Source organism: Halorubellus salinus (genome assembly GCF_020567525.1).
Lineage (GTDB): Archaea > Halobacteriota > Halobacteria > Halobacteriales > Natrialbaceae > Halorubellus > Halorubellus salinus.
The window spans coordinates 320015-343722 of record NZ_JAJCVI010000003.1 but is presented as its reverse complement, the minus strand read 5'-3'; the positions used below and the strand labels follow the sequence as shown (position 1 = coordinate 343722).

The following is a 23708-nucleotide window of genomic DNA, read 5'->3' as shown; positions in this document are numbered from 1 at the left end:
AGGGTGACCGACGATTTATGCTTGATGGCGGGCGTTGACGGGGTCGTGGGTCTATCGGTCACTCGACGTCGACGCCGAACGTGGACGCGGCGACGAGCGCCCAGTCGCCGGGTGGGACGGGGCGTTCCCTGGTTCGTTTCTCGATGCGCGTGCGGTCGTCGCGGCCGACGCTGTCCGGGCCGGGGCTGGTGCCGTCGTCGGCGTCGTGGAACGTGACGAGCGTGTGGGTGTTCGCGTCGAGCCGACGGTAGCCGTCGGGGGTGGCGATGGCGAGGGTCGGCGCGGTGGCGAACGGCGACTCCGGGGACGTCTGGAGGTAGTCGTTCGTGGCGTCGAAGTACGACAGGTCGCGGGGCGTGGTGTCGAAGACGTACCGGGTCGTCCAGTCGCGCTGATGCGGTTCGCGGTACTGGGTCTCGTACTCGGCGTCGACGCGGTCGCTGTCGACGACGCGCCACGCGACGCCGGCGTCGTCGGTGACCTCGGTGCCGTCGAGCGGGACTGGCTGGCGGAGCTGTGGAGTGCCGGTGCCGACGTCGACGACGAACGGTCGGTGGAGGTGGACGACGTTCGCGTGGTGGTTCGCGGGTGGGCGGGCGTCGCCGTCGCGGCCGACGACGCGCGCGGCGACGCGGTCGACGTCGTACCCGAGGGAGGCGAGGAGCGCGTGGAAGAGGCCGTTGAGTTCGAAGCAGTACCCGCCGCGTTCGCGTTCGACTATCTTCTCGAAGAGCGCGTCGGTGTCGAGCGCGACGCCGTCGCCGAGGACCGTTCCGTCGTCGGCGTCGCCAGTGCGGTCGTCCTCGCGGTGTGGGTGGCCGACGATGGCGAGGTTCTCGAAGGGAACGTGCTGGACGTGGGCGGCCTGGAGGCGCGAGAGCGTCTCGTAGTCGGGGTCGGGGAGGCTGTCGACGTCGGCGTCGATGCGGTCGAGGTACGCGTCGACGTCGATGGCGTCCGGTCGGTCGCGGTCGGTCATCTGGACGCGAGTTCGAGGGCGCGGCACTTGAGCGCCCGGTGAACGCGCTTCGAGTTACCCTTTCGACACGTCTGCGGCGGGGGGTCGTCGTCAGGGTCGGTCGTGCCGCCAGAACTCGTCGTCGACGGTGACCTCCTTCTTGAACAGCGGGACCTCGTCCTTGAGACGGTCGATGCCGTCCTCGACGGCGCGGAACGCCTCGCGGCGGTGGCCGGCGAGGACGACGACGAACACGATGTCCTCGCCGGCGTCGACGACGCCCGTGCGGTGGTGTAATCGGACGTCGAGGACGCCCTCGCGGCCTTCGAGCGCTTCGCGGATGGCGGCCATGCGCTGGTCGGCGACGCCGTCGTACTTCTCGAACTCGAGGTGCGTGGTCTCGACGTCCTCGGGGTCGTCCTTCGCGCGGACGCGACCGGTGAACGTCGCGATGGCGCCGGCGCGGTCGGCGCGCGGCGACGACTCGACGTCGGCGACGAGCGAGGAGAGCGTGTGGTGCGGTTCGAGCGCGTCGATGGCGTCGACGACCGCGTCGACGTCGAGGGCGTCGGGCGAGTCGGCGCGTTCGAGGACCGGGTCGGCTACGTCGCGGTCGCCGAGCGCTATCTTCGGGAGCGTGCTCCCCGAGTAGCCCTCGACGACGACGTAGTCGTGCCGTGGTGCGAGGCGGTCGAGGACGTCGGCGAGCGTGGCGTCCGCACCGGTCGCGAACCAGTCGCCGTCGTCCACGAGGCCGTACGTCTCGCTCGCGCCGGCGGCGCGATGCCGGGCGGTGTCCTTCCCGTCGGTGTCGACGTCCGGCGCGTGCGTGAGGTGTTTGACGGTGCCGACGCGTCCGCGCTCGGCGAGACGCTCGGCGAGCGCTTCGACGACCGTCGTCTTCCCCGAGTTCGACGCACCGACGACGCTCACGACCTGCATGGGCGTCGCTAGTCGACGGTGGGTCCTAAGCCTGTGGTCGCTCGATCCGGCGTGGTCGTCGTGGTCGTCGTGGAACCGTCGCGCCACTGCGTGGGCGTTGGCATGGTCGCGTCAGCGTCCGCGTCGGTGGCGGTGGGTGCGCTGCTGGTCGTGCTCGACGCCTGGCGGTCCAGGGTGAAGACCCGCGGTCTCGCTTCCAGCCGACGAGGTTGCGACCGGACGTCTCGACCATCGGTGTGCCTGGGTGGGCGGCGCCTTCGAGGGGGCGTCGTCGCCGTCAGCCGCCGTCGGGGAGCGCGCGTTCGAGGTCGCGAACGCCCGGTTTGTCGCGGCGGTCGTCGGCGGCGACGACGGCGACGCGGTCGACCCCGAGTTCGACGAAGTCGAGGTCGAGTGCGGCGGCGGTCCCGCGCAAGCCGAGGCCGACGTCGACGACGCCGTCGGCGACGCGTCGCGCGGGGCTCTGGTGGCCGCGGGTCGCGAGCGCGTACCCCGATATCTCGTCGGCGAGCGCGTCCCGCGTGGTGTCGCGGTCGGCGGCGAGCGCATCGAGGGCGTCGTCCAGGCGCGCACGGAGGCCGGATTCGGCGTCGCGGTTCGCGAACGAGACGTCAGCGTCGACGAGCGCGGCGAGACCGTCGACCGCGTCGGGGTTCCCGGCAGGGACGACGAGGCCCCAGTCGCGCTCCCAGGTGCCGAGGACGTCGTCGCTCGCGAGCGCGTCGTCGGCGTCGGGCCCGGCGAGCGCGGCGGCGTCGGCGACGCCGTCCCGGCGCGACCGGCGGCCGCTCCGGGTGCCGGCGGCGAGGTACCGCGGCGCGGCGACGTCGTCGAGCGCGCGAGAGAGCGTCGGGTCGTCCTCGCCGACGACGAGGACGCGCGGCGGGCGCACCGACGGAGAGAACAGTTCGACGGTGACGGGGTCGCCGGCGTCGACGTAGTTCGTGTCGGGGTCGACGGGGACGACGCCGTCGGCGGCGGTGAGCGTCGTCGTCGCACCGCTGCCCTTGTCGACGGGGTACGCGAGCGTCGCGCCCGCGCCGTCCTCGACGAGGCCGACCGGTATCAGTCGCAGGCGGCCCTCTTCGCTGCGTTCGCGGGTCGCCATCGTCGCGTCCACGGTCGCGGTCCGCGTCGGCGGCCGCGCCGCGGCGTCCCGGATCCGCGGCGCGACGAACGTCCGGAAGATGGAGAGCGCGCTCACTGGGTAGCCGGGGAGGCCGACGTACGCGGTGCCGTCGATGGTGCCGACGAGCGTCGGCTTCCCGGGTTTGACGGCGACGCCGTGGAGGAGTCGCTCGCCGCGCTCCTCGACGACGCGGTAGACGACGTCCATCGCGCTCGCCGAGGTGGACCCGGACGTGAGGACGAGGTCGCACTCGCTGGCAGCGCGCTCGATGGTCGCCGCCATCTCGCTCTCGTCGTCGCCGACGTGCTCGTACACCACGGGGACGCCGCCGGCTTCCCGGACGCCCGCGGCGATGGCGTGCGTGTTCACGTCGTGTATCTCGCCGGCGCCGTGGTCGAGGTCTTCGCCCGGCGGCACGAGCTCGTCGCCCGTGGAGACGACCGCGACCCTGGGTCGGGCGTGTACCGGGACCGCGTCGACGCCGAGCGCGGAGAGCAGCCCGATCTCGCGGGGCGTGACGAGCGTCCCGGGGCCGAGCGCGCGCTGGCCGGCGGCGATGTCGGCGCCGGCGGCCATGACGTGCGTCCCGGGCGCGACCGCGGTCCGGACGTCGACGACGCGCTCTCGGGCGTCGTCGCCGTCGGCGTCGGGCTCGCGGTCGCTCGTGTCCTCGACCATCACCACCGCGTCCGCGGTACTCGGGACGACCGCGCCGGTCGATATCTCCACCGCGTCGCCGGATTCGAGGGCGACCGCCGGACGGTCACCGGCGTGGACCGAATCGACCACTTCCAGTTCCACGGGGTCGGTCTCGCTCGCCCCGAACGTATCGGCGGCACGGACCGCGTAGCCGTCCATCGCCGCCCGGTCGAACCCGGGGACGTCGATGCCGGCGTCGACGCGCTCGGCGAGTACGCGGCCGCGAGCGTCGTCGAGCGCCACCGTCTCCGTGCCCGGCTCGATGTCGAGGCCGGCGAGCGTCTCCCGGAGGACGTCCGGCGTTTCGAGGTCCCGGAACTCCTTGTGGTCGCTCATGGGCGGTACTCCCAGTCCTCGACGGCGACGGTCGCGCCCGCGTCCAGGCCTTCGACTGACTCGGGTATCGTCACCCAGCCGTCGGCGTCGGTGACGCTCGACAGCACGTTCGCGCCCGACGCGCGCACCGGGACGGCGGGCGGGTGGTCGGCGTCCGAGTCCGGGTCCTGGAGGGCGACGCGGACGAACTGGCGGACGCCGGGTTCGCTCGCGACCTTCCGGTCGAGCGTCGCGGTGGTCGTCGGGAGCGGGACGGTCGGGAGGTGGCCGGCGCGCTTGAGCGCGGGCCGGAGGAGCGAGACGGCGGTCACGATACACGACACGGGGGAGCCGGGGAGCATCAGGATTGGGGTGTCGTCGACCACGCCGAACCCAGCTGGGTGCCCGGGCTTGATGGCGAGGCCGTGATGGACGACGCGGCCGGCGTCGGCGACGACCGCGGCGAGCCGGTCGCGTTCGCCGACCGACGAGCCGCCGATGGTGACGACGAGGTCGCTGTCGGCGACGCCGCGCTCGAGCGCGTCGCGCAACAGCGCGTCGTCGTCGGGGACGACGTCCCGGTAGTTCGCCGTCCCGCCCCAGGCGTCGACGTACCGCGAGACGGTGAGCGCGTTCGTCTCCACGACCTCGCCGGGGTCGGGCGCGCGTTCGGCGTCGGCGGGGACGAGTTCGTCACCCGTCGGAACGACGTCCACGACCGGGTGTTCGTAGACCTCGACGCTGGTTCGACCGACCGACCGGACGAGCCCCAGGTCCGAGGGTCGCAGGCGGTGGCCGTCCGCGAACAGGTCGACGTCGCCGAGGACGTCCTCGCCGACCGGCGAGACGTTCTCGCCCACGGTGACGCTCGCCTCGACCTCGACCTCGTCGCCGAAGCGCTCGGTGCGTTCGACCATCACGACCGCGTCCGCGCCCTCGGGGAGTTCGCTCCCGGTGTGGACGGGGACCGCGGTCCGGGAGTCCACCGCGGGCGCGTCGCCGTCGCCCCGCTCGCGGACGCGGAGGACGGTCGGCGACCGGTCGCTCGCCCCGAACGTCGACTCCGCGACGACGGCGTAGCCGTCCATCGCCGCGCGGTCGTAGTGCGGGACCGGACGAGCGGGCGTCACGGGGCCGGCGAGGACGCGGCCGTCGGCGTCGGCCACGGTGACAGCCTCGGTACGACCGACGGGCGCGACGGCGTCGAGGAGCGCGTCGCGCGCCGCGGCGAGTCGCGTCCGGTCGCGGAAGCCACGACCGACCGTCATGGGCGCCTCGTCGCGGCTTCGTCGACGGTGAACAGCTCGTGCGCGCCAGCTACGTCGCTCATTGACGTCTCGTTCGTACCAGCCACGTTTCAGGGTTCTTCCGCATCACCTCGAACCCGTCGAGCGCGAGCGCACCCAGGACGACGAGCGCACCGCCGACGCGAGCGACGACGACCGCGTCAGCGAACCGGCCGGCGGCAAGCGCGACGACGAGGTGCCGGAGCGGGACCGCGGTCGGCGACCCACACTCCGGTGGTTCGGCACCCCGAAGCGCCATGGGTTTTAACCACGGAATTGATAAGCGGCGGCAGGCTAGCGGGCCACTACATGAGACACACAGGCCTGAAGATACGGATGGCGGTCGTCGGAACGCTCCTGTTCGCGTTCTACGCCGCCGCCGGTGCAGTCGTCTACGCGATGTTCGGGCAGGGCGCGATACCGCTGGTCCTCGTGGGGTCGGTGCTCCTCATCGGGTTCCAGTACAAGGTCGGGAAGTGGGCGGCACTCCGGAGCGTCGGCGCGGAGGACATGCCGGAGGGTGGCGAGTACGCGCGCCTCCACCAGCAGGTCGAGTCCCTGAGTCGCGACATGGGCATCGACAAGCCGCGGCTGATGATCGCGGACATGGGCGTCCCGAACGCGTTCGCGGTCGGTCGGAAGGGCGCGGGGACGGTGGTCGTCTCGCGCGAACTCCTCCACCTCCTGGAGGACGACGAGGTCGAGGGCGTGCTCGCGCACGAGCTCGCGCACATCGCGAACCGCGACGTCGTCATGATGGTGCTCGGGCAGGGCATCGCGAGCATCGTCGGGCTCGTCGCCCAGTTCGTCGTACTGCTCGCTGGCGACAACGACCTCGCGGACTTCTTCCTCGCCATCATCGTCGGGAACCTCGTGCAGTTCCTCGTGATGCTGTTCGTGCTCGCCATCTCGCGGTACCGCGAGTACGTCGCCGACGCGGACGCACGCAAGCACATCGGGAGCGGCGACCCGCTCGCGCGAGCGCTCTCGAAGATCAGTCGCGGCGCCGAAGGCCGCGAATCGAAGATCGACGAGGACGTCTCCGCGCTCTGCATCTTCGGCACGGGCGGCGGGTTCCTCTCGAAGCTCGTGTCGACGCACCCGCCGATGGAGAAGCGCATCGAGCGGCTCCGTAACTGATGGTCGAACCGGGTCTCACGGAGGCGCTGTCGGCCGTCCTCGGCGTCGCGTTCGGCGCGTTCATGATCGCCAAACCAGGTATCGTGCTCGCGGTGCAGACCGCGGGGACGCGCCCTGACCGTCAGCCGGGGCCGAGCGGGGACGCGCCGACCGAGGGCAGCATCTGGGTGACCCTGATCCGCGTCGCGGGCGTCGGGTTCGTGCTCGCTGGTCTGTACTTCGCGTCGCTGTTCCTCTGACGACCACCCGGTCCGGCCGACAGGGACGGCCTGCCCGGGCGTGCACGGGTTGCACGTCGTGCACGGAGTGCACTGAAAAGTGGTCGGGCCTTCCGTGAACGTGCGGGCCACGTTCGGGGACCCGGCCCGACGAGGGGGGAAGTGCCTATCGAACCGTCGCTTGAAGCGTCGCGTCGGGCGTCGGGGGACGCCCGATGCGGCACTGTTTCCTCGCCCACCGCCACGTCGTCGAACGCCTCTTCTCGACTGACCGAGGGTGTCACTGGTCAGTCCCACTGGAGCGCGCGACGACGGTCTGCGCGCGGAGTGAGGCGTCGACGCCGTCGGTCAGCGAAGCGAGTCGATCGTCGCTCGCGCCCACTCGCGGACCGCCGGGTCGGTCGTCTCGAGGAGCGCGCGCGGTTCGCCGTCATCGTCGACGCCGACCTGCGCCACGTCGTCGAGCACGCCGACGTAGAACGGGACGTCAGCGCTCGCGCGCGTGAGCGTGAAGCCGTCCGCGGCCTGGAGGTCCGCGGCGAGTTCGGCGTAGCTGGGGCCTTCGAGGAAGGTGGCGACGACGTCGTCGCTCGCGACGAGTTCGACGCGTGCGTCGCCGTCGACGACCGTCTCGTGAACGGCTTCGCACGCGTGCAGGCCGAGGAACGGGACCGCCGCGACGGCGTCGGTGCTGCGTTTGATGGCGGAGACGTGCGCGTTCACCATCGCGAGCGGGTCGCCCGCTCTGGGGACGGTGACGGTGGCGTCGTCGAGGAGCGAGAGGTCGACGTCGAACGCCTCCCGGTCGACGTGCTCGAGGAACGGCCGGAGTCGCTCCGCGGTCGCGACGGTCGACTCGAGGTCGAGGAACCGCTCGACGATCGCGTCGGTACCCGGCGTCAGCGCGTACTCGCGGTCGGTCGTGCCCACCCAGCCGCGCTCGCAGAGCGCCTCCAGGTTCCGCGATACCGTGGTCCGCGACGCCGACAACTCCGAGCGGAGTTCGTCACGGGTCACCCGTCCACGGTCACGGAGCGTCTCGAGCAGTCGAACGCGAGTCGACGACCGCGAGAGGAACTCGACGGCCTCGACCGCTTCCGTCCGTTCGGTCATGGTCGTCCGAACAGTCCGAGGTCACGCCTATCAGTCCACCGGCCAGCGACACCCGGGACCGCGCCAGGCACCGTGGCTCCCTTCGACCCGGGAGTTATGCCGTCGCCGCGAGTAGCACCACGCATGCTAGTGGTCTCCAACAGGTTCCACGTCGCCGAGGAGTACGTCGACGAGTTCGAGGAGCGGTTCCGGAATCGCATGGGCGAGGTCGAGTCGATGGATGGCTTCGTGCGGTTCGAGTTCCATCGCCCGGTCGACCACGGCCACATCGACACGGAGACGCACGCGGCGGTGACGTACTGGGAGTCGATGGACGCGTTCGAGGCGTGGACGGAGAGCGAGGCGTTCCGCGAAGCGCATCGGAATCCCGCGCCCGAGGAGTGGTTCGAGCGCGAGGGGAACGTGGAGATCCACGAGGTCGGGTTCGAGGCCGGCAGCGAGCGATAGGCGAGCGCGGCCGCGGACGATGGGCGAGCGGGTCAGTTCTCGTGGACGTCGAGCGCGGCGCCGAGTATCTCTGCGTGGTCGAACCCGAGTTCGGGCGGATTCTCGGGGTCGAACGTCCCGACCTGGGTCGCTTCCGCGCGCGCTTCCGGCGTCGCGTCGGCGTCGACCGGCTCGCAGACGTACGCGGCGCTCGCGGTGTGTCGCGGGTCGCGGTCGGGTGCGTCGAACAGGCCGACGAACGCGGTCGGTTCGACCGTCATCCCGATCTCCTCCTCGACCTCGCGCGCGGCGGCGGTCGCCGCACGCTCGTCGGGTTCGACGAACCCGCCTGGGAGGACCCACGACCCCTCGTACGGTGGGTGGTCGCGTTCGAGCAGGACGACCGCGTCGTCGACGAAGACGACGCCGTCGGCGGTGAGCGCGCGCACGTCGTGACTCATATCTCTGCGTTCGCGGGGTTTCCGCAAAAGGGTACGTCATCGAGATCGCCGCTCGGCACCGAAAACGACTTCATCGGGAGCGTCGTCGATGCGGTCCCATGACCGAACGCATCAACGAGGCGTTCGTCGACGAGCAGGTCGCCGCCCTCCAGGACGAGTATCGGTCCGTCGACGTCGTGGAGACGACGATGGACGTCCCGGCGGACGACTTCGACGAGTGCGTCACGCACGCCCACGAGGGCTACGTCGGCGGTGCGTACGCCTGGGTGTCGCGTCGCCCAGCACAAGCGGGCTACCCGAGCGAGACCTACGCGGGCGGGGAGATAGAACGCGAGCAGGCGCTCCTCGTCCTGCCGCGGGGCGAACGCGAATGGGGCATCCCGGGCGATGGCGTCGAACGCGACGAATCGTTCGAGCGCGCCGCCCGCCGCGAGACCCTCGAAGAGACCGGCGTCGGGTGCGAGATAACCGCCCTCTGGCTGCTCGACCGGAAGACCTGGCGGAGCACCGACCCCGACGACGACCGCGAGACCATCTCACTGCACGCGTTCTTCGACGCGAACTACGTCGGCGGATCGATCACCGTCCAACCCGGCGAGGTCGACGGCGCCGCGTGGTTCGCCAACGCACCGGCAGCGCTCATGGAGGAGGCCGAGTTCGCGCGGATACGTTCTTCTGACGTGAACACGGTCCATGGTCACGGTCAATCGTCGAGTTCGTCAACGAATGTGACGGCGTGTTCGACGGTGCGGTCGAACCATGGCGGTTCGGTGAAGAACCAGTGGTCGCCGGGTGGTGTCTTCAGTTCGACGTCGACGCCCTCGCAGGCGAGGACGTCGCGGTAGGCGCGTGTCTCCCGTCGGGTCAGCCACTCGTCGTCGTCGGCGTGGTAGAGCAGTGCGGGTGGGTGTTCGGACGTGACGCGTTCCCGCGGCGACGCTGCGCGGTAGCGGTCGGGGTTCTCGGTCGGGTCACAACCCACGAAGTCGGCGGTCTCGCCGCCGGGTTCGGCTCCCATGAGGTCGTAGGGGCCGTCGAAGCAGACGATGCCGTCGACCGCGGTGGAGGCGTCGCCGTACGCGTCGTCCGGCGCGAGGTCGCCGCCGTGGTCCTGGGTGGTGGCGGCGAGCGCCGCGAGGTGTGCGCCCGCAGAGTGCGCGACGAGGACGATTCGGTCGGGAACGCGGTCGAAAGCGTCGCCGGTGCGAACCCAGCGGATCGCGGTCTTGACGTCCTGGAGCGCTGCGGGGTACGTCGCCGTGCCGGAGAGGCGGTAGTCGATTGTCGCGGTCGGGATCCCGCGAGCGGCGAGCGCGCGGCAGCGGTCGTCGAAGAACTCGCGTTCCCCGCGGTTCCAGACGCCGCCGTGGACGTGAAGGACGACCGTGTTGCGCCGGTCTGTGGCGTCTTCGGGTGGCGCGAACAGGTTCGCGTGGAGGTCGCCCTCTGGCGGGCGCTTGAATCGGACGTCCCGGTCCTCGGTGATGGCTGCCATCTACAAGATGCGCCGGACACGGATCGATTATATTCTTCGAAGCTGATGCGTCAGGGCGTACCTCGGATGAGCGACGGACGGTCGTTCGTCCTGAAACCCCTAGCAAGCGCCGCCATACACGGATATCATTTTATATGCTGACCGCACGACAAGGTATGTGGAGAATAGTAATGAAACAATTCAAGATGACCGTCCTCGACTGGAGCGTCCTCGCCCTCGTCATCGTGGGCGCGATCAACTGGGGTCTCGTCGGCGTCGGCTACTTCGTCGACTCGGCCGCCAACTGGAACCTCGTGAACATCGCGCTCGGCTCCATCCCCGAACTCGAGTTCCTCGTGTACGCCCTCGTCGGGCTCGCGGGCATCTACGGCGTCTACTTCGCCACCCGCATCTCGGGGGTCCGCATCGACGAGACCGACGAGATGACCGAACGCGTGACTCCCAAGTAACCCCAGTCGAACGACGACCTCGTTCTATCGGGTGAGATCGACTTTTCGCGGTGGGTTATCGGTCGACGAATTCCATCCCGACGACGGGCCCGTGACGAAGGCCGTCGAGCGAAGCGAATCACCGGCCGTCGAGCGAAGCGAATCGCTGTGGGGCGCTCAGAAGTCCTCGACGTGCGGTCGCACGTCGCACTCGAGCGTCCACGACGACCGGTCCTGTTCGACGAGATGCCAGTACGTGTCCGCGATGCTGTCGGGGTCGAGGTACGTGTCGGCGTCGCGGTCGGCGACGTCCGGCGGTCGTATCCCGCCGTCGATGACGACGTGTGCGACGTGGACGCCCTCGGGGCCGAGTTCGCGCGCCATCGACTCGGCCATGCCGCGTGCCGCGAACTTCCCTGCGCTGAACCCGACCGCGCCGTCGCGGCCACGGACCGCCGACGTCGCGCCGGTGAAGATGATGGTGCCACCGTCGCCGTCGAGCATGTCCTCGACCGCTTCCTGCGAGCACAGGAGGGCGCCGCGAGCGCAGACGTCGAGCGCGTGGTCGAACTCGTCGACCGAGATGTCGCGGACGCCCTTCCACGCGCCACCGCTTGCGTGGTTCACGAGGACGTCGACGGGACCGAACGCGTCGCGGACCGCGTCGAACCCCTCACGGACCGCCTCCGGGTTCGCGACGTCCGTCCGGACGGCGATGGCGGCGTCGCCGAGTTCCTCCGCGAGCACGTCGACGTAGTCGCCTTCCCGCGCGAAGAGGGCGACCTGACAGCCTTCGTCGACGAATCGACGGGCGAGCGATGCACCGAGGCCGGGACCGACGCCAGCGACGACCGCAGTTCGTGCCATGCGATGACACACGGGCCCTGGACACAAAGCCGTGTGTTCCGCTTCGTCGCCCGGTGAGAGTCCGCGGGCGCCGCCACGAGGTGGGCGGAGGCCACGTGCCGAACGCCCGAGAGGCACACGTTATCCTCGACGACCCGAGAGGCACACGTTTTTCTCGACGGCCCGAGAGCGTTCGCGCAATGACAGCGGGCCCCGGCGAGTCTACTGCCACGGACGACGTCGACCTCCTCGACCCGTTCCGCCAGTTCCTCTCGCTCCGGCGGGACGTGCTGGTGTTGTCGATGGCGATGCTCGCGTTCAGTCTGGCGTTCCAGATGACGAGCCGGTACGTCCCGGAGTACATGCGCGTTCTCGGTATCAGTCCGGTCCTCATCGGCGTGTACCTGAGCGTCGGGAACCTCGTGAGTGCGGTGTACCCCTACCCGGGTGGGTGGGTGAGCGACCGCGTCGGGTCGCGGACGGCGTTGACCGCGTTCGGCGTGCTGTCGACGCTCGGGTTCCTGGTGTGGTACGCCGTGGAGTCGGTCTCGACGTGGACACCGCTGGGACTCGCGCTCCCGGCGTTCGTGCTGATGACCGTCGGCCTGCTGTTCACGCAGGCCTGGAAGTCGTTCGGGCTCGGCGCGACGTTCGCGGTCGTCAAACAGTCGGTGGAGCCCGAGCATCTGGCGTCCGGGTTCGCGAGCACGGAGACCTTCCGGCGGATCGGGTTCCTCGTCGGGCCGCTGCTCGCGACGGCGCTGCTCGCGGCGACGACGGGGTTCGTCGAGGGCTTCCAGCGGATCCTCCTGGTCGCGGTGGCGTTCGGTGCGGTCGCCACGATAGCGCAGCACTACCTGTACGACGCGAGCGAGGACACCGTCGGGGCCTCGTTCGCGGGCGTCTCGCAGGTCGTCTCGGACCTCCGGGGCCTCCCGGCCTTGCTCCGCCCGCTGTTGGTCGGGGATACGTTCGTCCGGTTCGCGAACGGGATGGTGTACGGGTTCTTCGTGCTGTTCGTCACCGACGGGCTCGGCGTCGGGTTCCAGGCGTTCGGCGTCGCGCTGCGGCCGGACGCGTTCTTCGGCGTGCTGCTCGCGGTGGAGATGGTGGTCGCGCTCGCGTCGATGATTCCCGTGGCGAAGCTCGCCGAGCGCGTCGGGTTGAAGCCCGTGGTCGGCCTCGGGTTCGCCGTGTACGCCGTCTTCCCGACGCTGCTCGCGTTCTCGCCGCCGGACCAGTGGGCGCTCGTCGCGCTGTTCGCGTTCTCCGGGCTGCGGTTCGCGGGATTGCCGGCACACAAGGCGCTCATCGTCGGGCCCGCCGAGGCGGACGCCGGCGGTCGCGTCACGGGAACGTACTACCTCGTGCGGAACGTCGTCGTCGTGCCGAGCGCGGTGCTCGGTGGCGTCCTCTACGAGGCCTCGCCCGTGCTGGCGTTCCAGGTGGCGTCGGTCGTGGGCCTCGTCGGGACCGGGTACTTCCTGCTGCGAGGGGACGAGTTCGAGCCGTACGCCTGACCGGGCGCCCCCACCAGCGGACGTGGTGGTGCTCGGGGTGGCGGCGCTCGCGTTCTGGTGGTTGAACGACAGCGAACTGGGCGAGGTCGCGGCCGAGTGACGTCCACGACCCGGATTTCTCGAACCCGGTGGCGGCGAGTGGGGAGGTAGGCTGCGAGTGCGCCGCTTCGAGGGACGGCGAGAGCGTTTCGAAAGTTCTCTCGCAGTTTTAGTTTCGTATCTGAACTTATCGGGTAGCTAATCGGCAAGATGATAACAGTGCATTCGGTAATTACCGTAAATGAGTGGGTCAGAGCACGCGTCCGTCGACGCGGACGACGACAGGGTGGCAGTCACCGCAGGCGGCGTCCACGTCTCGAAGTGGATGACCGAAACCGGGTCCACGGTCCCGATAGTGAAGTACGAGATACGGTCCGTCCGCGAGGACGACGTCCGCGTCGCCCTCACGGACCGCATCCCGGACGGACTCGACCTCGACGACGTCGGGTTCCACGACGAGTACCGCGGCGAGCACTGGCAGCACGCCGGGGCGAACGCGCTCCGGTTCGAGACGGAGCTTCCGGCGGGAGAGACGGTCACGACCGTCTACGGCGTCCGACGCGAGGCCATCGAGGACCCGTCCACGTTCCTCTCTCGACCCGAGCTCTCCATCTCCTCGAGCGCCAGCGCGACGGACGGCGCCGACGAGGCCCCCGCCACCGACGACGACGCCGCTGGTGACGAGGAGGCGGCCGGCAGTGACGCCGACGCGGAGAACGCGGACGACGATTCGGACGCGAACGATTCGACCGTCGACGCGGTCGCACTCGATGACGACGGCAAGTCCGCGCCGGAGGACGATAGGAACACTGAGAGCTCCAGCGTCGTCGACGACGACCCCCGGTCGACGCTCTCGCTCGCCGACCCGACCACCGAAGCCGAAACCGACAGCGACGACACCGACAGCGACGCCACTGCCAGCGAAGACACCGCCGACCTGAACGACGCCGACCTGAACGACGACCTGGACGACGACGTCGCCGGCGGGGACGGGCGCGGTGACGACGCGAGCCCGTCGATTCTGGAGACGGCGGCGGGCGACGACGAAGCGGACCTCGCGGTCGCCGGGGACGCATCCGCAGCCGAGACCTCGGGCCGCGACGGCGTGGATGACGGCGATGCGGCCGTCGTGGAGCGGTTCGTGGCGGCGCTCGAATCCGGGTCGGTCGACGAGGAGACGCGTGCGGCTCTCGGGCAGGCGCTGAACGTGCAGTTGTCGGCGTCGACGTCGCAGTTCGTCGAGCACCTCCAGTCTCGCGCGAAGGAGAAGCGCGGCCAACTGGAAGCGGACCTCGAGTCCCTCGAGGACTCGGTCGCGGAACTGTACGGGACGAAGGCGGACGCGTCGACGGTGGCGTCGCTCGACTCGCAGAAGGCCGACGCGGACACCGTGGACGCGCTCGCGTCGGACGTGACCGCGCTCGCGGACTCGAAGGCCGACGTCGAGGACGTAGAGCGGGTGGGTGACGCGCTCGAATCGCTGGACGACGCGGCGGCGATGGAGAGCGACCTCGAAGCCACCGAGGAGGCGTTCGACGACGAGGTGGCGGCACTCGAGGCGGACCTGGAGGCGCTCGAAGCGTCGGCAGCGACCGCGGACGCACTCGAGGCGGTCGCCGAGGACGTGGCGTCGCTCGACCGGCGGACGCCAGCGATCGACGCATTCGAATCCCTGCGCGCGGACCACGACGACCTCGAATCGACCGTCGACGACGTGGAAGCGACGCTGGAGGCCGATGTCGAGGCGCTCGCGGACGACATCGAGGCCGAATCCGCGTCGCTCTCGGACGACCTCGAAGCCGAGTCCGAATCGATCCGGTCGGAGGTCGACGACCTGGAGACGCTGCTGGGCGACCGCATGGAGCGCGAGCGGGCCGAGGTCGACGACGAGCTCGATGCCCTCGCGGCGTCGAAGGCGGACGCGGCGGCGTTGTCGGAGACGTCGGGTCGCGTCGACGAGCTCGCGGCATCGAAGGCGGACGCTGACCGCGTCGCCACCGTCGAGTCGGCGCTCGAGAGCCAGTACGTGACGGAAGCGGACATCACGGACGCGATCGAGGCGCGGATGCAGCGGTCGTTGCTGTCGCGCACGCTCCTGATCGCTGGTGGCGTCGCGGCGGGCGGTGGGACGGCGCTGGTCGCGACGGGCGTCTCGACCGGTGGCGTGCTCGTCGTCGCCGCACTCGTCGCGTTCGCAGCCTGGTACTGGCTGCACCGGCGCGAACTCGCCCCACGACCGGCTGCCGACGAGACCGTCCTCGAAGCACCCGACGAGGAAGCGGAATCACCGCCGGAACTCGCCGCTGCCGAGACCACCGAGACCGCCCCAGACACCGCGGACGCCGACAACAGCGATACCGTGGACGCCGAGAACGACGATACCGTGGACGCCGAGAACGACGATACCGCGGACGACGAAGCCGACGACTGACGGCATCCGCGGCTCCTGGGGCGTCTCGTCGAAGAACCCGAGAGCGACCGCTGAGTATCGAGCGAGCCATCGCGGTCGCTACCAGGCAACCGGCGGGAGGAAGAGGTGCCTCAACGAGTTCGGGAGGGCCGCACGTCAGCGGAATCGGGAGGGCCGCACGTCAGCGGAATCGGGAGGGCCGCACGTCAGCGGAATCGGGAGGGCCGCACGTCAGCGGAATCGGGAGGGCTGCACGTCAGCGGAATCGGGAGGGCCGTGCGTCAGTGGGGCCGTCGAGGGAATCACGGCTGCGTGGCGTCAGACGGGGTGGCGTTCGAGCGCGGGCTCGAACCCGCCCGTGACGAGGGACGTCTCGGGGTCGACGGCGCGGGACTCCCAGTCCTCTCGCTCGTGCGGGCTGAGCGTCTGCCAGCGCTCGCGGAGCCGGCGGTTCGACGTGGAGAGCGCGCCGCGTTCGTCGCGGACGAGCGCCTTCCCGAGCGCCACCGCCTCGGCGGCGGGTGTCGAGCGCGCCAGGCACGCCCGGCGGACGACCGAGTGGTTCGCACGACACGACGGCGCGTCGTCGACCCGCTCGGCGAGCACGTGCCGCATCCACGCTTCGCGGCCCGTGAGCGGCAGTCGCTCCACGGCGACGCGCGGGTCGCACGTCCACGTCGGGAACTGCGGCGCCTCGCGGTAGCCGTCGCCGAACGCGCCGAGGTCGTCGCAGCACCGCGTGGACAGCACGTCGTAACACGGCTCGCAGACCGCGACGAGGTTCGAGAGCGCCCACTCGGGCTCGTCCTCGGTCGCGACCGAGTGCACGTACCCGAGCGACGTCTCCTCGTCGGACTGACGCGCGACCTTGGTCCCGCAGCGACCACAGCGGTGCCCGTAGAACGCGAGGATGGCCTCGCGGCGAGCGGGATAGTCGACGGGGGCGTCGCGGTCGGGCGCAGCTGGCCCGTGGTCGCGGTCGCGGTCCACGTCGTACTCGTGGTAGAGGTGCGAGCGGTCGTCGACGAGGTACGCGACGTTGTACGGCGCTACGTCCGGGTCTGCGATGAACGCTGGCTCTGACATTGGATGTGTGACTTGGTGGTGTGGCGATCGGGCGACGCGATTCCCCTCGTGCATCCACCAGCGGGCGCGAAGGCCGGGGCTGGTGGATACAGGGTTCGCGGGTCGACGCGGGCGAGCGTCGACGGTCAGAGCTCGATGAGGATGCGTGACGTGACCGCCGGCTCGTCGCCGTGTGCGGCGTACTGGTGGTCGCCACCAGTACGGGCCTCGTTCCGGGTGGGAGCGCGGCGGGTCATCTCTATTCCCACATTGTGGGACCGAGTACTTAATTTTTACTACTCTGACCCCCGTTCGGAAGCATACGGCTGTCGATTGGTTCCATTCTCCGAGAATCGTCAGCTCCCGGGGAGAAAACGCGAGATTCCGGTAGCGGCCCGCTACGGCATGGAGCAGTCGGTAGCGACCGGTCCACGGCGGCAGTCGGTCGCTGCAGCGGGTCGCAGAGCCGGTCAGGCGTCGGGTTTGATGCGGCCGAGGCGGAGCGCGTTCCCGGTGACGCCGAGGGTCATGCCGGCGTCGCCGACGAGGACGGCGAGCGCGAGGCTGACGTTCACGTACGGGACGGCGACGCCGACCGCGAGTGCGGCCTTCACGCCGAGGCTCGCGTAGATGTTCTGGCGGATGACGCCGTTCGCGCGATGCGAGAGGTCGTAGAGGTACGGTAGCTTCGCGACGTCGTCGCTCATCAGGGCGACGTCGGCGGTCTCGATGGCGGTGTCGGTGCCGGCGGCACCCATGGCGACGCCGACGGTGGCGGTAGCGAGCGCGGGCGCGTCGTTCACGCCGTCGCCGACCATCGCGACGCCGCCGTCGTACTTCGCGTCGAGTTCGCGGACCGCGTCGACCTTGTCCTCGGGGAGGAGTCCGGCGCGGTAGTCGTCGACGCCGACCTGTTCGGCGACCGCGGCGGCGGTGCGCTCGTTGTCGCCGGTGAGCATCACGACCTCCAGCCCGAACGCCTGGAGTGCGCTGACGGCCTGGCGAGCGCCGGGGCGGACCTCGTCGGCGACCGCGACGAGCCCTTCGAGTTCGTCCTCGGTCCCGACCAGGATGACGGTCTTCCCCTCGCGCTGGAGGCGCGGGATGGTCTCCTCGGCGAGGTTCAGGCAGCCGTGGCGGTCGCAGAGGTCCGTGACCTCCGCGGAGACGCCCGCACGGCCGTGGTCGCCGCGTGCTCCGCCGGAGCGTTCGGCGTGCTCGGCGTGCTCGCCGGCACCGTCGACGACGTGCGCGTGTTCGAGTTCGAACCCGAGGTCGTCGAACCACGCGGGTTTGCCGGCGTAGTGCGCGGTCCCGTGGAGCGCGCCCGTCACGCCCTTCCCGGTGACGGATTCGAAGTCGTCCGCGCCGGAGCCGTCGTGGTCGACGCCGACGGCGCCGTCGGCGGCGGCGACGATGGCGTCGGCGATGGGGTGCTCGCTCTTCGATTCCAGACCGCGCGCGCACCGGAGGACGTCCGCTTCGGTGCGGTCGCCCAGCGGGACGACGTCGGTGACGGTGAGTTCGCCCTTCGTGAGCGTCCCGGTCTTGTCGATCGCTATCGCGTCGACGTCGCCCATCGCCTCCAGGTGGTTCCCGCCCTTGACGAGCACGCCGTTCCTGGCGGCGGCGGTGACGCCGGAGACGACCGAGACCGGCGTCGAGATGACGAACGCGCACGGGCAGGCGAGAACGAGCATCGTGATGCCGTTCACGAACCACTCGGTCCACGGGGCGCCGAACGCGACGGGCGGGACGACGGCGACGCCGATGGCGAGCGCGACCATGACGGGCGTGTAGTAGTTCGCGAACCGTTCGACGAACTGCTCGCGCTCGGTCTGGTTCGCCTCGGCGTCCTCGACGAGCGAGACGATGCGCGAGAGCGTGCTGTCGCTCGCTTCCGCGCGAACCTCGACCTCGACGTACCCGGCTTCGTTGATGGTGCCGGCGTAGACGTCGTCGCCGATGGTCTTGTCGACGGGGACGCTCTCGCCCGTCACCGGGGCCTGGTTGATTGCGGTGTCGCCGTCGACGACGACGCCGTCCGCTGGCACCTTCTCGCCGGGTTTCACGACGACGACGTCGCCGACGGCGAGGTCCTCGACCGGGACGGTCTCGGTGCCGCCGGCCGCGCGCTTCCGCGTGGCCTCGTCGGGGGAGAGCTCGACGAGCTCCTGGAGGCTGTTCCGGGTGCGGTCCATCGCGTACCCTTCCAGCAGTTCGCTGACGCTGAAGAGGACGGCGAGCGTCGCCGCTTCGAAGTAGAGGTGTTCGCCGAACCCGACGCTGGCGGTGACGGCGGCGACGATGGCGGCGCTCATCAGGAAGTCGATGTCGAGCTGGCGGTTCCGCGCGGAGTAGTAGCCGCCGCGGAGGATGGCCTGACCGGCGCTCGCGGTGGCGGCGAGGAACGCGACGTCGGCGATGGTGAACGTGGCGCCGAGGACGGTCGCGACGGTGGCGAATCCGTCGAACCCGAACTGCGCGACGAGCCCGATGGTGAGGAAGACCGCACCAGCGTACGTCTTCTTCGCGCGGGTGCTCCGCCAGACGCTCTCGGTGCCGGTCGCGTCCTCGCCGCTGGCGGCGTCGGCGTCGTTCCCGGTGACGTCGTAGCCAGCGGATTCGATGGCGTCGCGGAGTGCGTCGACGGTGGTGTCGTCGTCGTACTCGACGCGGACGGTCCCGGACGTGGGGCGCGTGCTCACGTCGCGGATGCCGGCGCGGCCGTCGAGTGCGGCCGTGACCTTGTCGGCGCACGACGAGCAGTCCATGTCGGGGACGTCGAACGTGACCGTCGAGACGCTGGTGCCGGCGACCTCGTAGCCTGCTCCCTCGACGCCGTCCGTGACGTCGTCGGCGGTGGCGCGCGATCCGTCGTAGGTGACGGCGACCCGTCCCTGGGTCGGACTGGTCTCGATCCGTTCCACGCCGTCGACCCCGGAGAGGCCGGCCTCGACCTTGTTCGCGCACGACGAGCAGTCCATGTCCGGGACGTCGAGGTCGACGGTTCGACTGGTCGAGGTGCTCTCCTCGCGCTCGTCGGGTGGCTCGTCCGGTGGTTCCGAGGCGTCCGCACGTGTCATGAACGGGGGTAGACGACGACCGCATATTAATCCCGCTACTACGAGAGCGCCGCTGATGGATAGATATTAACAATTCAGCCGCGGTGGATTAGTAACCCTGGGCGCAAGCGACAAGTGAACGCGTTGCTAGTTTCGAGTATGGCAGACGCCGTCATCGTCGACGCCGTGCGGACGCCCTTCGGGGACCGCGACGGCGCGTTCCGAGACACGCACCCGCAGGACCTCGCCGCCGCACCGCTGTCCGCGCTCGAATCCCGCGTGGGCTTCGACCCCGCGGTCGTCGAGGACGTCGTGTACGGCTGCGTGACGCCGAAGGGCGACCAGGGGAGCAACATCGCGCGCATCGCGCCGCTCGTAGCCGGCTGGGGCGAGGACCTCGGCGACGACCCCGAGGCCGGGGACTCCTACACCGGGAGGCACGGGCCGCCGGGCGTCCAGCTGAACCGGATGTGCGGGAGCGGCCAGCAGGCCGTGAACTTCGCGGCCGGTCAGGTCGCGGCCGGGTTCCAGGACGTCGTCGTCGCGGGCGGCGTCGAGCACATGACCCGCGAGCCGATGGGGAGCGACGGCGGGTCGATGGCCGAGACGTACTTCGAGCACTTCGAGGAGCTGATACCGCAGGGCGAGTCCGCCGAGCGCATCGCGGAACGCTGGGGGTTCTCGCGCACCGACCTCGACGAACTCGCAGCGGAGTCCCAGTCGCGCTGGAAGGCGGCGTGGGACGCCGGCCGGTACGACGACCAGGTCGTCCCCGTCGACACCGAACTCGACGGCGACGCGATAACGGTCGAAGAGGATGGCCATCCGCGTCCGGAGTCGACGGTCGAGAGCCTCTCTGGCGTCCCGCTCGCGTTCCGCGAGGAGGGCGAGGGCGTCGTGCACGCCGGGAACTCGTCTGGCATCGTCGACGGCGCGAGCGCGCTGCTCGTGACGAGCGAGGCGACCGCCGAGGCGAACGACTGGGAGCCGCTCGCGCGCATCGTGGACACGCAGGTCGTCGGCGTCGACCCGACGACGATGCTCACCGGGCCGATTCCGGCTACTCAGCGGCTCCTCGAGGCGAACGACCTCGGCGTCGACGACGTGGACCGCTACGAGGTCAACGAGGCGTTCGCGAGCGTGCTCGCGGCGTGGCTCGAGGAGACGGGCGCGGACTGGGACCGCGTGAACGTCGACGGCGGCGCCATCGCGCACGGCCACCCGCTCGGCGCGACCGGTGCGGCACTGATGACGAAGCTCGCGCACATGATCGACCGCGGCGACGCCGACACCGCGGTGTCGACGATGTGCATCGGGTTCGGGCAGGGCGTCGCGACGCTGCTGGAAGCGCCGTAGGCGCGACCGAGCGTCCACGGCGGGTCGTCGGTCCCGGGGAACCGACGGGCCGAAGCGTACTTGCCTCGGTCCGCCTATTCAGCTGACATGAGTGACGCGTCCTGGTTCGCGTTCGGCGTCTGCCTGTTCCTCTACGGCGCGTGGCTGGTGGCGAAGCCGCGAGCCTGGGCGAACTTCAGCGAGCAGCTCGACGCGATCGGCAGCGACCGCGACGGGACCGACGTCGAGGCCACGGAGTCGCACGTGACGGCGAACCGGTACGGCGGGTACGCGTTCGCGCTCGTGGGGCTTGCGATGATTTCGAGCGTGGTGTTCTGAACGCCGCTGGGAACGCGGGGCTTTTGTCCGCCTCGGCCGTCTCGTCGCGCATGACGCTGTCGTCGCTCCCGGACCGCCCGATGACGGGCGGGGAGGTCCAGTCGCTGAACGAGCAGGACAACGACCTGTCGGTGGCGCCCGCGAACTACGTGCCCGAGCAGGACCGCGTGTTCGCGGTGTACTTCATCCGGAGCACTCGCGGGCACGCGGTCGTGTTCGACGAGGCCGACGGGGGCTGGCGGGTGCTGCAGGCCGTGGACGACGACGTGGAGAACGCGTTCGCGGTGCTCCAGGACGCGGTGCGGGCGTGGGCCGACGACGCCGAGTTCGACGACGAGTACGTCGAGGGCGAGACGACCGTGGACTTCGAGGACCCGGACGCGGTCGTCGACGACCTCGACGAACGGTAGACCCCGACCCCGGTTCTTTGAGTCCGTCTATCGAGAAAACAAAAACATTTCAATGGTCCTGAACGAAAGGGTGGTATGGTCGCGATCGAAGGCGTGGCGTTCGGTATCGTCGTGACGCTCGTCGGCGGCGCCATCGCGGGAGCCGCCAGTTCGCTCTCCGCGCTGCACGGTCGCGTCATCTCCGTCGAGCCGGAGGACGCGCGAACGCTCGATGGGATGCGAACGGTCCTGCTCAAGGGCGCTGGTATCCTCATCGCGACGTTCGGCGTGGCCATCGCCGGGATTGCGCTGGCGAGCTGAGCGCGACGACCTCCACGAGCAGTCGCGTCACTAGTCCCGCAGGAATCACGTGGTGTGGCCTGGATTCGCACGACTGCGGGCGTGTGGATGCGAACGTTCAAACCCAGCCATGGCCTAGTCGGGCTATGAACTCGCTGCAGGGCGTCGTCCTCGGGCTCGCCTTGGTCGTCGGTGGCGTGCTCGTGTACCGGTACGCCGAAGGACTCGCCGGCGTGCGGACGCGAGCGCTCCCGGCCGGCGTCGCGGGCGCACCCGATGACGGACCAGTGATGAAGGTCGCACTGAACCGCGCGTTCGCGCTCGGCGCGGTCGTCCTCGGCATCGCGACCGTCCTCGTCTCCCTGACGTGATCACTGGTGGGACCGCCGGATTTCTCGGCGGTTCGCCGACGGCTTCTTGCGGGTTCGGTTCGACGCGTCGTGCATGAACGATAGCGACGTGACCGCGCTCGCGGACGCGCTCCGGGACGCGCGGTCGGCGGTGGCGTTGACGGGCGCTGGCTTGTCGCGAGCGTCGGGCGTCCCGACGTTCCGCGGCGAGGACGGCCTCTACGAGGAGTTCGACGAGTCGGCGTTCGCGCTCCGTCGGTTCCACGCGGACCCAGACGGGTTCTGGCGGGACTGGCTCGCGCTCCACGAGCACTTCTTCGACGAGGCCGTGGCGCCGAACGCCGCGCACGAATCGCTCGCGACGCTGGAGCGCGAAGGCGTCCTCGACGCGGTACTGACGCAGAACGTCGACGGCCTGCACGTCGCGGCCGGCAGCGAATCGGTCGTGCACCTGCACGGGACGGGGTCGACCGCGACCTGCGAGGACTGCGGTAACGTGGTCGACGTCGAGACGGCGAACGCGGTCGTCGAGGCCACTGACTCTGCTCCCGAGTGCGACTGCGGTGGCGTCTACAAGCCCGACACCGTCCTGTTCGGCGAACGACTCCCGGAGGCCGCGCTCGCGGCGGCGCGACGGCGGGCGGCGCGCGCGGACGTGCTCGTCGCCGCCGGGTCGTCGCTCACCGTCGACCCGGCCGCCGGGCTCCCAGCGGTCACGCAGCGCGAAGGCGGGGCGGTCGCGGTCGTGAACCTCGAGGCGACGCGGTACGCCGACCGCGCCGAGTTCGTGTTCCGCGACCGCGTCGAGGACGTCCTCCCCGCGGTCGTCGACGCGCTCTGAAGCGCGTCGACCCGACCAGCCGAACACCACCACGTCCGCAGTAAACCGCGAGCGGTGGAGCCACGGCCGACCCCCCGGTGGAGCCGGGAACGAACCAGTCAGTCGAGGACCGACTCGGTTCGACGGACGAGCACGACGTCGTACGCCTCGTCGCTCGCGACGCTCGACCCGACGCTCTGGAGGCTCGTGACGATGCCGCCAGCGTCGATGCTCCCGACGAACACCATCGTCGCGTCGACGTCGCGAGCGAACGAGCGGATCTCGTGGCTGATCTTCCCCGTCGGCGCGTACCGGTCGACGGTCGTGTGCTGGAACGACACCGAATCGCTCTCCTCGTGCGCGCGCTCCTGGAGCCGGGAGATGACGAGTTCGTTCCCCCAGGACTCCCCGGGGTCGAGGAGATCGCGTTCGCGCGCCCACTCCGCGTGTTTGCGCGGGACGACGCTGAACGCGACCACGCGAACTGACCGCGGTGCGAGTTCGACCGCACGTCGGATGCCGACGCACGATTGCTCGGTCCCGTCGAACGGAACGACGAAGGTCATGGTCGGTAGTTGGACATCGACCGGTAACAATCGCTCGGCCGTTCCCGAGGAGAG

General features: G+C 70.2%; 24 protein-coding genes and 1 pseudogene. 13 read left to right on the top strand and 12 right to left on the bottom strand.

Annotation, left to right across the window (positions count from 1 at the left end; all coding sequences use genetic code 11):
• Nucleotides 1-58 precede the first annotated feature (58 nt).
• From LI336_RS09980 to LI336_RS09960, 5 genes are all read right to left on the bottom strand, one after another.
• Complete coding sequence (locus LI336_RS09980) at nucleotides 59-979, bottom strand: arylamine N-acetyltransferase family protein (RefSeq protein ID WP_227132981.1); 921 nt, start codon at nucleotides 977-979, stop codon at nucleotides 59-61.
• A gap of 90 nt (nucleotides 980-1069) precedes the next feature.
• Nucleotides 1070-1900 (bottom strand): molybdopterin synthase, encoded by an 831-nt coding sequence (locus LI336_RS09975; protein WP_227132980.1) that lies wholly within the window; start codon nucleotides 1898-1900, stop codon nucleotides 1070-1072.
• Between the two features lie 277 nt (nucleotides 1901-2177).
• Nucleotides 2178-4064: a molybdopterin biosynthesis protein gene (locus LI336_RS09970; RefSeq protein ID WP_227132979.1), complete on the bottom strand. Its 1887-nt coding sequence runs from the start codon at nucleotides 4062-4064 to the stop codon at nucleotides 2178-2180.
• A complete protein-coding gene (locus tag LI336_RS09965) occupies nucleotides 4061-5311 on the bottom strand; it encodes a molybdopterin molybdotransferase MoeA (protein ID WP_227132978.1) in 1251 nt (416 codons plus the stop codon). The genes LI336_RS09970 and LI336_RS09965 overlap by 4 nt, the downstream gene beginning before the upstream one ends.
• A gap of 58 nt (nucleotides 5312-5369) precedes the next feature.
• Nucleotides 5370-5588, bottom strand: a complete 219-nt coding sequence (locus tag LI336_RS09960; RefSeq protein ID WP_227132977.1) for a hypothetical protein — start codon at nucleotides 5586-5588, stop codon at nucleotides 5370-5372.
• 77 nt (nucleotides 5589-5665) lie between these two features.
• On the opposite strand from LI336_RS09960, the gene LI336_RS09955 reads away from it, so the two are divergent.
• Together LI336_RS09955 and LI336_RS09950 are read left to right on the top strand one after the other, a co-directional pair.
• Complete coding sequence (locus tag LI336_RS09955) at nucleotides 5666-6469, top strand: M48 family metallopeptidase (RefSeq protein WP_368408370.1); 804 nt, start codon at nucleotides 5666-5668, stop codon at nucleotides 6467-6469.
• The gene (locus LI336_RS09950) at nucleotides 6469-6708 is read left to right on the top strand and encodes a DUF6199 family natural product biosynthesis protein (RefSeq protein WP_227132975.1); all 240 of its coding nucleotides are present in this window, start codon (nucleotides 6469-6471) and stop codon (nucleotides 6706-6708) included. Before LI336_RS09955 ends, LI336_RS09950 begins: the two co-directional genes overlap by 1 nt.
• 327 nt (nucleotides 6709-7035) lie before the next feature.
• Here the strand turns inward: LI336_RS09950 and LI336_RS09945 are convergent, their stop codons facing one another.
• Nucleotides 7036-7800 (bottom strand): helix-turn-helix transcriptional regulator, encoded by a 765-nt coding sequence (locus LI336_RS09945; protein WP_227132974.1) that lies wholly within the window; start codon nucleotides 7798-7800, stop codon nucleotides 7036-7038.
• Nucleotides 7801-7923: 123 nt separating this feature from the next.
• On the opposite strand from LI336_RS09945, the gene LI336_RS09940 reads away from it, so the two are divergent.
• Nucleotides 7924-8247: an antibiotic biosynthesis monooxygenase family protein gene (locus tag LI336_RS09940; protein WP_227132973.1), complete on the top strand. Its 324-nt coding sequence runs from the start codon at nucleotides 7924-7926 to the stop codon at nucleotides 8245-8247.
• A gap of 32 nt (nucleotides 8248-8279) precedes the next feature.
• On the opposite strand, the gene LI336_RS09935 is transcribed toward LI336_RS09940, so the two are convergent.
• Nucleotides 8280-8687, bottom strand: coding sequence for an NUDIX domain-containing protein (locus LI336_RS09935; protein ID WP_227132972.1), 408 nt, complete (start codon nucleotides 8685-8687; stop codon nucleotides 8280-8282).
• Between the two features lie 98 nt (nucleotides 8688-8785).
• Between LI336_RS09935 and LI336_RS09930 the strand changes: the two are divergent.
• Nucleotides 8786-9310: pseudogene (locus LI336_RS09930) on the top strand (NUDIX hydrolase); the annotation flags it as partial.
• An 80-nt stretch (nucleotides 9311-9390) separates the two neighbouring features.
• Here the strand turns inward: LI336_RS09930 and LI336_RS09925 are convergent.
• A complete protein-coding gene (locus LI336_RS09925; protein WP_227132971.1) occupies nucleotides 9391-10182 on the bottom strand; it encodes an alpha/beta hydrolase in 792 nt (263 codons plus the stop codon).
• Between the two features lie 170 nt (nucleotides 10183-10352).
• Here LI336_RS09925 and LI336_RS09920 point away from each other — a divergent pair, with 170 nt between their 5' ends.
• Nucleotides 10353-10631: a DUF378 domain-containing protein gene (locus LI336_RS09920; RefSeq protein ID WP_227132970.1), complete on the top strand. Its 279-nt coding sequence runs from the start codon at nucleotides 10353-10355 to the stop codon at nucleotides 10629-10631.
• A 156-nt stretch (nucleotides 10632-10787) separates the two neighbouring features.
• Here LI336_RS09920 and LI336_RS09915 read toward each other — a convergent pair whose 3' ends face one another.
• Nucleotides 10788-11477, bottom strand: coding sequence for an SDR family NAD(P)-dependent oxidoreductase (locus LI336_RS09915; protein WP_227132969.1), 690 nt, complete (start codon nucleotides 11475-11477; stop codon nucleotides 10788-10790).
• A 179-nt stretch (nucleotides 11478-11656) separates the two neighbouring features.
• Between LI336_RS09915 and LI336_RS09910 the strand changes: the two genes are divergently transcribed.
• Both LI336_RS09910 and LI336_RS09905 read left to right on the top strand, forming a co-directional pair.
• Nucleotides 11657-12976 carry an MFS transporter gene (locus LI336_RS09910; protein WP_227132968.1) on the top strand — a complete coding sequence of 440 codons (1320 nt, stop codon included), beginning with the start codon at nucleotides 11657-11659 and terminating at the stop codon, nucleotides 12974-12976.
• Between the two features lie 280 nt (nucleotides 12977-13256).
• Nucleotides 13257-15446 carry a hypothetical protein gene (locus tag LI336_RS09905; RefSeq protein ID WP_227132967.1) on the top strand — a complete coding sequence of 730 codons (2190 nt, stop codon included), beginning with the start codon at nucleotides 13257-13259 and terminating at the stop codon, nucleotides 15444-15446.
• A gap of 297 nt (nucleotides 15447-15743) precedes the next feature.
• Here the strand turns inward: LI336_RS09905 and LI336_RS09900 are convergent, their stop codons facing one another.
• Complete coding sequence (locus LI336_RS09900; protein WP_227132966.1) at nucleotides 15744-16511, bottom strand: hypothetical protein; 768 nt, start codon at nucleotides 16509-16511, stop codon at nucleotides 15744-15746.
• A gap of 449 nt (nucleotides 16512-16960) precedes the next feature.
• Nucleotides 16961-19576 carry a heavy metal translocating P-type ATPase gene (locus LI336_RS09895; RefSeq protein WP_227132965.1) on the bottom strand — a complete coding sequence of 872 codons (2616 nt, stop codon included), beginning with the start codon at nucleotides 19574-19576 and terminating at the stop codon, nucleotides 16961-16963.
• Between the two features lie 138 nt (nucleotides 19577-19714).
• On the opposite strand from LI336_RS09895, the gene LI336_RS09890 reads away from it, so the two are divergent.
• From LI336_RS09890 to LI336_RS09865, 6 genes are all read left to right on the top strand, one after another.
• Nucleotides 19715-20911: a thiolase family protein gene (locus LI336_RS09890; RefSeq protein ID WP_227132964.1), complete on the top strand. Its 1197-nt coding sequence runs from the start codon at nucleotides 19715-19717 to the stop codon at nucleotides 20909-20911.
• Nucleotides 20912-20998: 87 nt separating this feature from the next.
• A complete protein-coding gene (locus tag LI336_RS09885; protein WP_227132963.1) occupies nucleotides 20999-21229 on the top strand; it encodes a DUF6199 family natural product biosynthesis protein in 231 nt (76 codons plus the stop codon).
• Between the two features lie 50 nt (nucleotides 21230-21279).
• Complete coding sequence (locus tag LI336_RS09880; protein WP_227132962.1) at nucleotides 21280-21639, top strand: DUF7964 domain-containing protein; 360 nt, start codon at nucleotides 21280-21282, stop codon at nucleotides 21637-21639.
• Between the two features lie 75 nt (nucleotides 21640-21714).
• Complete coding sequence (locus LI336_RS09875) at nucleotides 21715-21939, top strand: hypothetical protein (RefSeq protein WP_227132961.1); 225 nt, start codon at nucleotides 21715-21717, stop codon at nucleotides 21937-21939.
• Nucleotides 21940-22064: 125 nt separating this feature from the next.
• Nucleotides 22065-22289 carry a hypothetical protein gene (locus LI336_RS09870; RefSeq protein ID WP_227132960.1) on the top strand — a complete coding sequence of 75 codons (225 nt, stop codon included), beginning with the start codon at nucleotides 22065-22067 and terminating at the stop codon, nucleotides 22287-22289.
• A gap of 73 nt (nucleotides 22290-22362) precedes the next feature.
• A complete protein-coding gene (locus LI336_RS09865) occupies nucleotides 22363-23109 on the top strand; it encodes an NAD-dependent protein deacylase (RefSeq protein ID WP_227132959.1) in 747 nt (248 codons plus the stop codon).
• Nucleotides 23110-23207: 98 nt separating this feature from the next.
• Here LI336_RS09865 and LI336_RS09860 read toward each other — a convergent pair whose 3' ends face one another.
• Nucleotides 23208-23654, bottom strand: coding sequence for a universal stress protein (locus tag LI336_RS09860; protein WP_227132958.1), 447 nt, complete (start codon nucleotides 23652-23654; stop codon nucleotides 23208-23210).
• Nucleotides 23655-23708: the final 54 nt, after the last annotated feature.

What these genes read in the sequence shown, in the direction of transcription:
- LI336_RS09980 (WP_227132981.1), bottom strand. Translation starts at nt 979, where the DNA reads ATGACCGACCGCGACCGACCGGACGCCATCGACGTCGACGCGTACCTC.
- LI336_RS09975 (WP_227132980.1), bottom strand. Translation starts at nt 1,900, where the DNA reads ATGCAGGTCGTGAGCGTCGTCGGTGCGTCGAACTCGGGGAAGACGACG.
- LI336_RS09970 (WP_227132979.1), bottom strand. Translation starts at nt 4,064, where the DNA reads ATGAGCGACCACAAGGAGTTCCGGGACCTCGAAACGCCGGACGTCCTC.
- LI336_RS09965 (WP_227132978.1), bottom strand. Translation starts at nt 5,311, where the DNA reads ATGACGGTCGGTCGTGGCTTCCGCGACCGGACGCGACTCGCCGCGGCG.
- LI336_RS09960 (WP_227132977.1), bottom strand. Translation starts at nt 5,588, where the DNA reads ATGGCGCTTCGGGGTGCCGAACCACCGGAGTGTGGGTCGCCGACCGCG.
- LI336_RS09955 (WP_368408370.1), top strand. Translation starts at nt 5,666, where the DNA reads ATGGCGGTCGTCGGAACGCTCCTGTTCGCGTTCTACGCCGCCGCCGGT.
- LI336_RS09950 (WP_227132975.1), top strand. Translation starts at nt 6,469, where the DNA reads ATGGTCGAACCGGGTCTCACGGAGGCGCTGTCGGCCGTCCTCGGCGTC.
- LI336_RS09945 (WP_227132974.1), bottom strand. Translation starts at nt 7,800, where the DNA reads ATGACCGAACGGACGGAAGCGGTCGAGGCCGTCGAGTTCCTCTCGCGG.
- LI336_RS09940 (WP_227132973.1), top strand. Translation starts at nt 7,924, where the DNA reads ATGCTAGTGGTCTCCAACAGGTTCCACGTCGCCGAGGAGTACGTCGAC.
- LI336_RS09935 (WP_227132972.1), bottom strand. Translation starts at nt 8,687, where the DNA reads ATGAGTCACGACGTGCGCGCGCTCACCGCCGACGGCGTCGTCTTCGTC.
- LI336_RS09925 (WP_227132971.1), bottom strand. Translation starts at nt 10,182, where the DNA reads ATGGCAGCCATCACCGAGGACCGGGACGTCCGATTCAAGCGCCCGCCA.
- LI336_RS09920 (WP_227132970.1), top strand. Translation starts at nt 10,353, where the DNA reads ATGAAACAATTCAAGATGACCGTCCTCGACTGGAGCGTCCTCGCCCTC.
- LI336_RS09915 (WP_227132969.1), bottom strand. Translation starts at nt 11,477, where the DNA reads ATGGCACGAACTGCGGTCGTCGCTGGCGTCGGTCCCGGCCTCGGTGCA.
- LI336_RS09910 (WP_227132968.1), top strand. Translation starts at nt 11,657, where the DNA reads ATGACAGCGGGCCCCGGCGAGTCTACTGCCACGGACGACGTCGACCTC.
- LI336_RS09905 (WP_227132967.1), top strand. Translation starts at nt 13,257, where the DNA reads ATGAGTGGGTCAGAGCACGCGTCCGTCGACGCGGACGACGACAGGGTG.
- LI336_RS09900 (WP_227132966.1), bottom strand. Translation starts at nt 16,511, where the DNA reads ATGTCAGAGCCAGCGTTCATCGCAGACCCGGACGTAGCGCCGTACAAC.
- LI336_RS09895 (WP_227132965.1), bottom strand. Translation starts at nt 19,576, where the DNA reads ATGACACGTGCGGACGCCTCGGAACCACCGGACGAGCCACCCGACGAG.
- LI336_RS09890 (WP_227132964.1), top strand. Translation starts at nt 19,715, where the DNA reads ATGGCAGACGCCGTCATCGTCGACGCCGTGCGGACGCCCTTCGGGGAC.
- LI336_RS09885 (WP_227132963.1), top strand. Translation starts at nt 20,999, where the DNA reads ATGAGTGACGCGTCCTGGTTCGCGTTCGGCGTCTGCCTGTTCCTCTAC.
- LI336_RS09880 (WP_227132962.1), top strand. Translation starts at nt 21,280, where the DNA reads ATGACGCTGTCGTCGCTCCCGGACCGCCCGATGACGGGCGGGGAGGTC.
- LI336_RS09875 (WP_227132961.1), top strand. Translation starts at nt 21,715, where the DNA reads ATGGTCGCGATCGAAGGCGTGGCGTTCGGTATCGTCGTGACGCTCGTC.
- LI336_RS09870 (WP_227132960.1), top strand. Translation starts at nt 22,065, where the DNA reads ATGAACTCGCTGCAGGGCGTCGTCCTCGGGCTCGCCTTGGTCGTCGGT.
- LI336_RS09865 (WP_227132959.1), top strand. Translation starts at nt 22,363, where the DNA reads ATGAACGATAGCGACGTGACCGCGCTCGCGGACGCGCTCCGGGACGCG.
- LI336_RS09860 (WP_227132958.1), bottom strand. Translation starts at nt 23,654, where the DNA reads ATGACCTTCGTCGTTCCGTTCGACGGGACCGAGCAATCGTGCGTCGGC.